This is a genomic window from Klebsiella sp. 28 (assembly GCF_018223905.1).
In the GTDB taxonomy this organism is placed as follows: domain Bacteria; phylum Pseudomonadota; class Gammaproteobacteria; order Enterobacterales; family Enterobacteriaceae; genus Klebsiella; species Klebsiella pneumoniae.
In genome coordinates this window covers 21,548-32,798 of the sequence record NZ_JAGRQY010000169.1, presented here as the reverse complement: position 1 = coordinate 32,798, position 11,251 = coordinate 21,548, and the positions used below count along the sequence as shown (strand labels likewise).

Annotated in this window: 9 protein-coding genes and 1 pseudogene; 6 read left to right on the top strand and 4 right to left on the bottom strand. The window is 57.9% G+C overall.

Annotated elements, in window-relative coordinates; translation table 11 throughout:
- From damX to trpS, 5 genes are all read left to right on the top strand, one after another.
- On the top strand, nt 1-622 hold a 622-nt coding region (gene damX, locus KHQ28_RS23955; RefSeq protein WP_211777702.1), incomplete at its 5' end, for a cell division protein DamX.
- Nucleotides 623-700: 78 nt separating this feature from the next.
- Complete coding sequence (gene dam, locus KHQ28_RS23950; RefSeq protein WP_002920260.1) at nt 701-1,528, top strand: adenine-specific DNA-methyltransferase; 828 nt, start codon at nt 701-703, stop codon at nt 1,526-1,528.
- A 17-nt stretch (nt 1,529-1,545) separates the two neighbouring features.
- Nucleotides 1,546-2,223: a ribulose-phosphate 3-epimerase gene (gene rpe / locus KHQ28_RS23945; RefSeq protein WP_002920259.1), complete on the top strand. Its 678-nt coding sequence runs from the start codon at nt 1,546-1,548 to the stop codon at nt 2,221-2,223.
- Complete coding sequence (gph, locus tag KHQ28_RS23940) at nt 2,216-2,977, top strand: phosphoglycolate phosphatase (protein WP_004188345.1); 762 nt, start codon at nt 2,216-2,218, stop codon at nt 2,975-2,977. The genes rpe and gph overlap by 8 nt, the downstream gene beginning before the upstream one ends.
- Complete coding sequence (gene trpS / locus KHQ28_RS23935) at nt 2,970-3,974, top strand: tryptophan--tRNA ligase (protein ID WP_002920253.1); 1,005 nt, start codon at nt 2,970-2,972, stop codon at nt 3,972-3,974. The genes gph and trpS overlap by 8 nt, the downstream gene beginning before the upstream one ends.
- 72 nt (nt 3,975-4,046) lie before the next feature.
- On the opposite strand, the gene cysG is transcribed toward trpS, so the two are convergent.
- The 3 genes and pseudogenes from cysG to nirB form a co-directional block, all read right to left on the bottom strand.
- The gene (gene cysG, locus KHQ28_RS23930; protein ID WP_002920252.1) at nt 4,047-5,420 is read right to left on the bottom strand and encodes a siroheme synthase CysG; all 1,374 of its coding nucleotides are present in this window, start codon (nt 5,418-5,420) and stop codon (nt 4,047-4,049) included.
- Nucleotides 5,421-5,573: 153 nt separating this feature from the next.
- A complete protein-coding gene (nirD, locus tag KHQ28_RS23925) occupies nt 5,574-5,900 on the bottom strand; it encodes a nitrite reductase small subunit NirD (RefSeq protein WP_002920249.1) in 327 nt (108 codons plus the stop codon).
- Nucleotides 5,897-8,402: pseudogene (gene nirB / locus KHQ28_RS23920) on the bottom strand (nitrite reductase large subunit NirB). Before nirB ends, nirD begins: the two are co-directional and overlap by 4 nt.
- Nucleotides 8,403-8,640: 238 nt before the next feature.
- On the opposite strand from nirB, the gene KHQ28_RS23915 reads away from it, so the two are divergent.
- Nucleotides 8,641-9,963 (top strand): cytosine deaminase, encoded by a 1,323-nt coding sequence (locus KHQ28_RS23915; RefSeq protein ID WP_002920241.1) that lies wholly within the window; start codon nt 8,641-8,643, stop codon nt 9,961-9,963.
- Here the strand turns inward: KHQ28_RS23915 and tsgA are convergent.
- Entirely contained in the window at nt 9,960-11,147 is a 1,188-nt protein-coding gene (gene tsgA / locus KHQ28_RS23910) for an MFS transporter TsgA (protein ID WP_002920240.1), read from the bottom strand. The genes KHQ28_RS23915 and tsgA overlap by 4 nt on opposite strands.
- Nucleotides 11,148-11,251: the final 104 nt, after the last annotated feature.

Here is an 11,251-nt window from a genome sequence, read left to right as displayed (position 1 = left end):
GGCTACCGTCGCGCCAATCCGGAATGGCGCCAATGGCACCGCGGCGCCGCGCCAGGCGACCGAGCGTCAGACAGCAGCGACCCCGCGTCCGGCTGAACGTAAGCATACCGTTATCGAAGCGAAGCCGCAGTCGAAGCCACAGGCCGTGGCGAAAACGCCGGTAGAATCGAAGCCGGTCCAGCCGAAGCATGTTGAAAGCACGGCGACCACCGCTCCGGCGAAAACGTCCGTCAGCGAAAGCAAACCGGTGGCCACCGCTCAGAGCAAACCGACCACGACGACCGCAGCGGCAACGGCAGCTGCGGCAGCGCCGGCAGCGAAGACCGGGAAGACGGCAGGTGACGTCAGCTCAATGAAAACTGCGCCGTCGGGTCACTATACTCTGCAGCTCAGCAGCTCCTCTAACTACGACAACCTCAACAACTGGGCGAAGAAAGAGAAGCTGGATAAATATGTTGTCTATGAAACGTCGCGTAACGGCCAACCATGGTACGTGCTGGTGAGCGGTATCTATGCATCGAAAGATGAAGCGAAACGTGCTGTCACCTCGCTGCCGGCGGACGTGCAGGCGAAAAATCCATGGGCAAAACCGCTGCATCAGGTTCAGGCTGACCTGAAATAATGCCGTGGGGTAGTCTTAAGCGCAGGATGCTGTCGGAGCTTTCTCCACAGCCGGAGAACGTGTAATTAGTTAGGCAGCATGAAAAAGAATCGCGCTTTTCTGAAGTGGGCAGGGGGAAAGTTCCCCCTGCTTGACGATATTAAAAAGCATTTGCCGGAAGGCGAGTGCTTGATCGAGCCCTTTGTGGGCGCCGGGTCGGTATTTCTTAATACCGACTTTTCTCGTTATATCCTCGCGGATATCAACAGTGACTTAATCGGCCTGTACAACATCGTCAAACTGCGCACCGACGAATACGTCGCCGCCGCCCGTGAGATGTTTACCCCGGAAAATAACGTCGCTGAGCGCTACTACCTGTATCGTGATGAATTTAACCAAAGCCAGGATCCGCTGCGTCGCGCGGTGCTGTTCCTGTATTTGAACCGTCACGGCTACAATGGCCTGTGCCGCTACAATCTGCGCGGCGAGTTCAATGTGCCGTTTGGCCGTTATAAAAAGCCCTATTTCCCCGAAGCTGAGCTCTATCATTTCGCCGAGAAGGCGCAAAACGCCGAGTTTTACTGCGAATCTTACGAAGAGTGCATGCAACGTGCGGATAGCCGCACAGTGGTGTATTGCGATCCGCCCTATGCGCCGCTAACGGCGACGGCGAACTTTACCGCCTACCACACCAACAGTTTCAACCTGGAACAACAGGTACTGCTGGCGCAAAAGGCGGAATCGCTGATGAAAAAGCGCATCCCGGTGCTGATTTCCAACCACCGCACGCCGCTGACGCAGGAATGGTATAAAAACGCGGCAGAAACGCATATTGTGAAGGTGCGGCGCAGCATCAGCAGCAACGGTGGTACGCGTAAAAAGGTGGACGAGCTATTAGCGCTCTACCGTCCGCCTAAGACCAAATAAATTTCAAGGAGATGCGGATGAAGCAGTATTTGATTGCCCCTTCGATTCTGTCGGCTGATTTTGCCCGTCTGGGTGAGGATACCGCGAAGGCGCTGGCGGCGGGTGCGGATGTCGTGCACTTCGACGTTATGGACAACCACTACGTGCCAAACCTGACGATTGGCCCGATGGTGCTGAAGTCACTGCGTAATTACGGTATTACCGCGCCAATCGACGTTCACCTGATGGTGAAGCCGGTCGACCGCATCATTCCTGATTTTGCCGAAGCCGGCGCCAGCATTATCACCTTCCATCCGGAAGCCTCCGAACACGTCGATCGCAGCCTGCAGCTTATCAAAGAGCACGGCTGTAAAGCGGGCCTGGTGTTTAACCCGGCGACGCCGCTGAGCTACCTCGATTACGTGATGGATAAGCTGGACGTGATCCTGCTGATGTCGGTTAACCCGGGCTTTGGCGGCCAGTCCTTTATTCCCCAGACGCTGGATAAACTGCGTGAAGTGCGCCAGCGCATCGATGCGTCCGGCTACGACATCCGCCTCGAAGTGGATGGCGGCGTGAAAGCCAGCAATATCGGCGAAATCGCCGCGGCGGGTGCGGATATGTTTGTTGCCGGTTCGGCGATCTTCGGTCAGCCGGACTACAAGCAAGTCATTGATCAAATGCGTAGTGAATTAGCGAAGGTGAGTCATGGATAAATTACAGGCGATCCGCGGCATCGCATTTGATCTCGACGGCACGCTGGTGGACAGCGCGCCGGGTCTAACCTCGGCGGTTGATAACGCCCTGTACGCCCTGGAGCTGCCGGTGGCGGGAGAAGAACGCGTTATCACCTGGATCGGTAACGGCGCCGATGTCCTGATGGAGCGGGCGCTTACCTGGGCTCGTCAGGAGCGAGCAACGTTACGTGCGGCGATGGGTAAGCCTTCCGTCGACGATCATGATATTCCGCAAGACGAGCAGCTGCGCATTTTGCGTAAACTGTTTGACCGCTATTACGCCGAAGCGGCGGAAGAGGGCAGTTTCCTGTTCCCGGCGGTGGCCGATACGCTCGGCGCGCTGCATGCCAAAGGCCTGCCGCTGGCGCTGGTTACCAATAAGCCGACGCCGTTTGTCGCCCCGCTGTTGGACGCGCTCGATATTGCGAAATATTTTACCGTGGTGATTGGCGGCGATGACGTGCAGAATAAAAAGCCGCATCCGGAACCGCTGCTGCTGGTGGCGGAAAAGCTCTCTCTGGCTCCAGCCGAGCTGCTGTTTGTCGGCGATTCGCGCAATGATATTCAGGCGGCCAAAGCGGCAGGCTGCTGCTCTGTTGGTCTGACCTACGGTTATAACTATGGTGAACCGCTTGCGCTGAGCGAGCCGGACTATCTCTTCGACCAGTTTAACGAACTCTTACCCGCTCTCGGGTTACCGCACAGTGAAACTCAGGAATTGAAACATGACTAAGCCCATCGTTTTTAGTGGCGCACAGCCCTCAGGTGAACTGACCATTGGCAACTATATGGGTGCGCTGCGTCAGTGGGTAAACATGCAGGACGATTACCACTGCATCTATTGCATCGTGGACCAGCACGCCATCACCGTGCGCCAGGATCCGCAGCAGCTGCGCAAGGCGACGCTGGACACCCTGGCGCTGTATCTGGCCTGCGGCATCGACCCGCAGAAAAGCACTATCTTCGTGCAGTCGCACGTGCCGGAACATGCCCAGCTAGGCTGGGCGCTGAACTGCTACACCTATTTCGGCGAACTGAGCCGCATGACTCAGTTTAAAGACAAGTCAGCGCGCTACGCGGAGAACATCAACGCCGGTCTGTTTGATTATCCGGTACTGATGGCCGCTGACATTCTGCTGTACCAGACCAACCAGGTTCCGGTGGGCGAAGATCAGAAACAGCACCTTGAGCTAAGCCGCGATATCGCCCAGCGTTTTAACGCCATCTACGGCGATATTTTTAAAGTGCCTGAGCCGTTTATCCCTAAATCCGGCGCGCGCGTGATGTCGCTGCTGGAGCCGACGAAAAAGATGTCCAAGTCCGACGACAACCGCAACAACGTCATCGGCCTGCTGGAAGATCCGAAATCGGTGGTCAAGAAGATTAAACGTGCGGTCACCGACTCCGACGAGCCGCCGGTAGTGCGTTACGATCTGAAAGAGAAAGCGGGCGTCTCCAACCTGCTGGATATCCTCTCCGCGGTTACCGGGAAAACTATTCCTGAGCTGGAACAGCATTTTGAAGGCAAAATGTATGGCCACCTGAAAGGCGAAGTCGCCGAAGCGGTATCGGGCATGCTGATTGACCTGCAGGAGCGCTATCACCGTTTCCGTAACGACGAAGCGTTTCTCAATCAGGTGATGAAAGACGGCGCGGAAAAGGCCAGCGCGCGGGCTTCTCAAACCCTGAAAGCGGTATACGAAGCGATTGGCTTTGTCGCCAAGCCGTAAGCGACGCAACAGCTAAAAGGGCGGGATGCTATCCCGCCCTTTTTTATGCCTGTCGCTTTATGGGAGGCAAGGTTAATGGTTCGAAAACCAGTTCAGTTTATCCCGCAGACCGACCACGCGGCCGACGATGATCAGCGCCGGGCTGGCCATCTGCTGCGCCAGAATATCCAGTTGTCCTAAGGTGCCGCTGACCACTTTTTGCGTCACAGCGGTGCCGTTCTCGACGATGGCGGCGGGCATATCTTCAGCCATGCCGTGAGCGATAAGCTTCTCGCGGATCGCCGGCGCCTGGTTCAGACCCATGTAGAACACCAGGGTTTGCTTCTCCACCGCCAGGTTCGCCCAGTCCAGCTCGCCGCCGGTTTTCAGGTGGCCAGTGACCAGGCGGACGCCCTGCGCGAAATCGCGGTGGGTCAAGGGGATCCCCGAATAAGCGGAGCAGCCGGAGGCGGCGGTAATTCCAGGCACAACGGAGAAGGGGATGCCCGCCTCGCAAAGCGTCTCCAGCTCTTCCCCCCCGCGGCCAAAGATAAAGGGATCGCCGCCTTTCAGCCGGACCACGCGTCTTCCTTTTTGCGCTTCGCGCAGCAGGATCTGGTTGATCTCCTCCTGCGGGACGCAGTGGTAGCCTGAGCGCTTGCCGACGAATACCCGATCGGCATCGCGGCGTACCAGATTCATGATGTCATCGGAGACCAGCCGATCATAGACCACCACGTCAGCCTGCTGGATCTGCTGCAGGCCTTTGAGCGTGAGCAGCCCGGCGTCACCGGGGCCGGCGCCAACCAGCACCACCTCGCCGCGATGCTCCAACGGCTCCGTCAGCAACTGCTCAGTGGTATCCGCGACTGCCTGCCGATCGTCATTAGCCAGCGACTGCGCCAGACGGTCGTTCACAAACAGCTTCTCCCAGAAGCGGCGACGCTCGCCTACGGTGGCAAACTGCTGCTTAACCCGCGCGCGCAGATGGCCGGCATAGCGGGCCAGCTGGCCGAGATGCAGGGGCAGAATTGACTCCAGTTTCTCGCGCAGCAGGCGCGCCAGAACCGGTGATGTCCCGCCCGAGGAGACGGCGACCATCAGCGGCGAGCGATCGATGATCGACGGCATGATAAAGCTGGCCTGGCGCGGGGCATCCACCACGTTACAGAAGATACGCCGCGCTTCGGCCGCCTCGCTAACCTGCTGGTTGACCGTCTCATCATCAGTAGCGGCGATGGCCAGCCAGCAGTTATCCAGCAGCGAGGGGATAAACTCCCCCTGCACCAGAGTTAGCATCTGTGAATCAGCCCACACCTGAAACTGGGGCGTGAAGTCGAGCGCATTGACCGTGACGTTAGCGCCAGCATCCAGCAGCAGACGGGCTTTGCGTTCGGCGACATCCCCGCCGCCAACCAGTAAACAATCGCGCTGGCGCAACTGGCAGAATATGGGTAAGTGATCCACAGAATAACCTCATAAAAATAAGGGGTAGAAAACGAGTGGTCGTAGAATAGCAGCAAAGGTAATACAAAACATGCGACATATCCCGCACTCATGCGCTGTCGGTCAGAACTGTTACTTATATCTCCCCCCGTGGCCGGGGGGAGGGAGAAGGACTTACGCTTTAAGCTGAACGTGTCCGTCTTTCACGCGGGCGTCGAAGCGGGCGATAGAGTGGCTGGCATCTTCCATGCACAGGCCGTCGCTCAGGCGGAAGCGCTGTTTTTTCAGCGGGCTGGCGACCCATAGCGCGCCGTCATGCTCGGCGATAATCCCGCGAGACAGCACGCTGGCGTTGAAGAACGGATCAATGTTGCTGATGGCGAATACCCTGTCGTCATGGTAGGGACGGAAGATCGCCACCTGCTGCTGACCGAGCAGGGCGCAGACGCCGGTGGCCGGCAGGATGTCGTCGATGCTGCAGATATTTACCCACTGGCTCATGCTTTTTCCTCCACCAGAGTAACCGGGATACGCTCATACGGCGTGGCCGGGCGGTGCTGGTCACGTTCGGGCACCACCTGAACGTTCGGGTCGCGCTGGTCGCTATTGATAAAGTGTTTGAAGCGGGTCTGCGCCGCCGGGTTGTTGACGGTCTCGGTCCACTCGCAGGCGAAGGCGGCGCGCAGGCGAGCCAGCTCTTCTTCCAGATGGTCGTTCAGACCGAGCTTGTCATCGATGATGACGCTGCGCAGATAGTCGATACCGCCTTCCATATTGTCCAGCCACGGGGCAGTGCGGGTCAGCTTATCGGCGGTGCGGATGTAGAACATCATAAAGCGGTCGAGATATTTGATGAGCGTCTCGCGATNNCCCGCCGTTACCGCACACGTACAGGTTCCAGCCTTTCTCGGTGGCGATGATCCCGACGTCTTTGCCCTGAGCCTCGGCACATTCGCGGGTGCAGCCGGAGACGCCGAACTTCATTTTGTGCGGGGTGCGGATGCCTTTGTAGCGGTTTTCCAGTTCTACGCCGAAGCCGACGCTGTCGCCAACGCCGTAGCGGCACCAGGTACTGCCGACGCAGGTTTTCGCCATACGTAACGCTTTGGCGTACGCATGGCCGGTTTCGAATCCCGCTTCAATCAGCTGCCGCCAGATCTCCGGCAGGTCGTCTTTCTGCGCGCCAAACAGGCCGATGCGCTGAGAGCCGGTGATTTTGGTGTACAGATTGAATTCACGCGCGATACGGCCCACGGCGACCAGCCCTTCCGGCGTGATTTCGCCGCCAGCTGAGCGCGGGATCACCGAATAGGTACCATCTTTCTGAATGTTGGCGAGGAAGTTGTCGTTGCTGTCCTGCAGCGGCGTGTGCTGCGGCTTGAGGATGTACTCATTCCAGCAGGAGGCCAGCAGGGAACCGACGGTCGGCTTACAGACTTCGCAGCCGTAGCCCTGACCGTGTTTTTCCAGCAGTTCGTCGAAGGTTTTAATGCCTTCCACGCGGATCAGGTGGAACAGCTCCTGACGGGAGTAAGCGAAGTGTTCGCACAGATTGTTGTTGACCTCGATGCCCTGTTTCGCCAGCTCGGCGTTGAGCACCTGAGTGACCAGCGGAATGCAGCCCCCGCAGCCGGTCCCGGCTTTGGTTTCAGCTTTCAGCGCCGCCACGGTGTGGCAGCCTTTGTTGATAGCGGCGATCAGGTCGCCTTTGCTGACGTCAAAGCAGGAGCAGATCTGCGCGCTGTCCGGCAGTTTATCGACGCCGATGGACGGCTTGCCGCTGCCGGCGTGGGCCGGGAGGATCAGCGAATCCGGGTTTTCCGGCAGCTCGATGGCGTTGAGCACCAGCTGCAGCAGATTGCCGTAGTCGCTGGTATCGCCGACCAGCACCGCGCCGAGCAGCGTTTTGTTGTCGGCGCTGACGATCAGGCGCTTATAAACTTCTTTGCTTTCGTCGAGATAGACGTAGCTACGGGCGCCCGGCGTGCGGCCGTGGGCATCGCCGATCCCGCCCACGTCCACACCCAACAGCTTCAGCTTGGCGCTGAGGTCGGCGCCGGTGAAGCTATTTTCACTGCCGAGGAGATGGTCGACGGCCACCTGGGCCATTTTATAGCCGGGGGCGACCAGACCGTAGACGCGGTTGTTCCAGCTGGCGCATTCCCCGATGGCATAGATATCCGGATCGGAGGTCTGGCAGCTATCGTTGACCATGATGCCGCCGCGCTGGGCGACCGCCAGCCCGCACTGGGTGGCCAGCTTATCGCGCGGGCGGATCCCGGTTGAGAAGACGATGAAATCGACCTGCAGCTCGCTACCGTCGGCGAAGTGCATGGTTTTGCGCGCCTCGGTGCCCTGCTGAACAATCTCTTTGGTGTTTTTGCTGGTGTGAACTTTCACGCCCATGCTTTCGATTTTGCGCCGCAACTGCTCGCCGCCCATCTGGTCGAGCTGTTCGGCCATCAGCATCGGCGCGAATTCGATAACATGGGTTTCCACGCCGAGGTTTTTCAACGCGCCGGCCGCTTCCAGGCCGAGCAGGCCGCCGCCGACTACCGCGCCGCGTTTGCTGCGGCGGGCGCAGGATTCGATGGCGTTAAGATCTTCAATAGTGCGATAGACGAAGCAATCCTGGGTTTCCGCGCCTTTAATCGGCGGGATCCACGGGTATGAGCCGGTCGCCATAATCAGCTTGTCGTAGAACACGGTACGCCCGGCGCTGGAGTGGATCACTTTCTCCTGGCGGTTGATGGTGATCGCCCGTTCGCCGACCAGCACCTTGACGCCGTGTTTCTCATAGAAACCTTCGCGTACCAGCGACAGTTCTTCCGCAGTGTGATGGGAGAAATAAGACGACAGGTGGACGCGGTCGTAGGCGATACGCGGTTCTTCACAGAACACGGTAATGTCGAACTGTCCGGCAGGCGCCTTATCGAGAAGCTCTTCGATAAAGCGATGGCCAACCATGCCGTTACCGATAATAGCGATTCTGACTTTGCTCATTTTTGCCTCGATTTCTTTTCTATTACCGCCTACCTTAACGATTCAGCCATCAGGCTTATTGATGCAAATCAATGACAACTTCACCTACCACTTAATGGGTATGCGTTTGATTTGTCAGTATTTTTATAAGTCATGGAAAACGCTGACTTTTCCTTTTTGCTGATTTTGTGTACAAGAATTGGGTAAGTCGCGATTGGGGTTAGACAGAAAACAAGCCGTATTGAATAGAGAGGGTGATATGACAGCAGCGCCGCTTTGGTTGATTCAGAACGTACGCCTGGCAGACCGCGACGGCCTGTGGCAAATAGCCATTGATAAGGGCCGCTTTGGCGAGATCACGCCGATGGGGGAGGCGCACGATGAAAGCTACGAGGTATTGAACGCTCGCGGCGGGCTAGCGATCCCGCCTTTTATCGAGCCGCATATCCATCTGGATACCACCCAGACGGCCGGCGAGCCGAACTGGAATCAGTCCGGTACTCTGTTCGAGGGGATTGAGCGCTGGGCGGAGCGGAAAGCGCTGCTCAGCCATGAGGACGTCAAAGCCCGGGCGTGGAAAACCCTGAAGTGGCAGATCGCCAATGGCGTGCAGTTTGTCCGCACTCATGTCGATGTTTCCGATCCCACGTTAACGGCGCTGAAGGCGATGCTGGAGGTCAAACAGGAGGTGGCGCCATGGGTCGAGTTACAGATTGTCGCTTTCCCACAGGAGGGGATCCTCTCTTACCCCAACGGCGAGGCGCTGCTGGAGGAGGCCCTCAAGCTGGGGGCGGACGTTGTCGGGGCGATCCCGCATTTTGAGTTCACCCGTGAATATGGTGTGGAATCGCTGCATATCGCCTTCCGTCTGGCGCAGCAATATGACCGCCCACTGGATATTCACTGCGATGAAATTGACGATGAGCAGTCGCGCTTTGTTGAAACCGTTGCCGCGCTGGCGCTGAAAGCGGGGATAGGGCCGCGGGTAACGGCCAGCCATACCACCGCTATGCACTCCTATAATGGCGCTTATACCTCGCGTCTGTTCCGCTTGCTTAAGCTCTCCGGCATCAACTTTGTCGCCAATCCGCTGGTGAATATTCATCTGCAGGGCCGGTTTGACGACTACCCGAAGCGACGGGGCATTACCCGGGTGAAGGAGCTGTTGGCGGCGGGGATCAACGTTTGCTTTGGTCATGATGACGTCTTTGACCCGTGGTACCCGCTGGGGACCGGCAATATGCTGCAGGTCCTGCATATGGGGCTCCATGTTTGCCAGCTGATGGGCTACCAGCAGATCAACGACGGCCTGCAGCTTATCACCGACAACAGCGCCCGCACGTTTGGCCTCGAGGATTACGGCATTGTCAGCGGCAACCCGGCTAACCTGATCATTCTCCCGGCGGAGAATGGCTTTGAGGCCGTCCGCTGCCAGGTGCCGGTGCGCTGGTCAATTCGCCAGGGAAGGGTGATCGCGACCACCCAGCCGGCGCAAAGCTGGATCCAAACTGACCGCGGTGGCGAGGAGCTTTCTTTTATGAGGAACAGCCCCCTTGCGGATGCAAAGGGGCCGAAGGCTTAGTGAGACGCCGCCTGAGCGTTGTTCTGGCGATGACGGGAGACGAAGCCGAGGATAAAGCACATTACGAATACCACGGCATAGAGGCCGTTAGCGGTGTGCAGCGCGGCCAGGGGACCGCTGGCCGCCACAATCGGGCCGGTGACCACGAAAGTGAGCATGGTGCCGATGGTGCCGCAGGTGAGGATAAAGTTCACCAGCTTCGGCGAAGCGACCCGCGTCTGCTGCGAACCGAGCGTAATGATCGAGGTGTAAATGGCGCTGGAGAAGAAGCCCAGGGTCAGAATAAACCACGGCATATGCTCCGGCGAACCATTGATAAACAGGTACATCAGCACCGTCGCGAGCCCGGCGAGGACGGTTAAGATACGCTGCAGGTCGAAGAAGCGCAGGATGAAGCTGAATGACCACATGCCGATCATGTAGGACATCCAGAAATCGCTCACCAGTTTACCGGCGTCGCCGAGGCTCATGCCCAGGCTCTTCGCATATTCCGGTACCCAGGAGATAAAGCCCAGCTGACCGAGGATGTAGCACAGCGCCGCAACGGAGAGGAACAGCACGCCGATGCCCCACTTCTCTTTCACCACCGGCTGGCTGTTTTCGCTCTGGGCTTTTTTGCCCAGCACCGGGAAATCACAGCCGAAAGTCAGGACGAAAATGGCGACATACACCAGACCAATACAGGCGTAGACCCAGTACCACTCGATGCTGCGCGCCAGCAGGACGGCGGCGACCATCGGGAAAATCATGCCCGCCATGCTAAAGAAGGAGTCGGTAAACAGCAGACGCGCCCCGCGCTGACGGCCTTCATACATATGGGTGATCAGGAAGGTCCCGATCGACATGGTGATCCCGCTCACCAGGCCAAGAACGAACATTGACGCGGAGAACAGCGCCAGGCTGTGGCTGAGCATCAGGCCGGCCACCGCCAGCACCATCAAAATAAAGCCAAAGCGCAGCTGAGTTTTCAGCGGCACGATTTCCATCAGCCAGGCATTGAGGAAGATGGAGATAAGAATACCGGCGTTCAGAAAGGTAAAGGTGTTGCTCATACTGGAAACGGGCAGATGGAAATAATCCGCAATGTTACCCATCACCATCCCGGTGACGATCACCAACGCGCCGGTCAGGGCGTAGGAGAAGAAGCTGATCCATGTGAGCTTAATACGGTTGCTGTTAGTCATGACTGGCCTGTGAATAGAAAGGTAAAGCGCGTTGACGCTGCGCCGGGCGGACAGATTTTATTCGTTCAGGTGATGTAATTAAATGTTTATTGTGAAATGGGTTA

What these genes read in the sequence shown, in the direction of transcription:
- trpS (WP_002920253.1), top strand. Translation starts at nt 2,970, where the DNA reads ATGACTAAGCCCATCGTTTTTAGTGGCGCACAGCCCTCAGGTGAACTG.
- nirD (WP_002920249.1), bottom strand. Translation starts at nt 5,900, where the DNA reads ATGAGCCAGTGGGTAAATATCTGCAGCATCGACGACATCCTGCCGGCC.
- dam (WP_002920260.1), top strand. Translation starts at nt 701, where the DNA reads ATGAAAAAGAATCGCGCTTTTCTGAAGTGGGCAGGGGGAAAGTTCCCC.
- KHQ28_RS23915 (WP_002920241.1), top strand. Translation starts at nt 8,641, where the DNA reads ATGACAGCAGCGCCGCTTTGGTTGATTCAGAACGTACGCCTGGCAGAC.
- rpe (WP_002920259.1), top strand. Translation starts at nt 1,546, where the DNA reads ATGAAGCAGTATTTGATTGCCCCTTCGATTCTGTCGGCTGATTTTGCC.
- gph (WP_004188345.1), top strand. Translation starts at nt 2,216, where the DNA reads ATGGATAAATTACAGGCGATCCGCGGCATCGCATTTGATCTCGACGGC.
- tsgA (WP_002920240.1), bottom strand. Translation starts at nt 11,147, where the DNA reads ATGACTAACAGCAACCGTATTAAGCTCACATGGATCAGCTTCTTCTCC.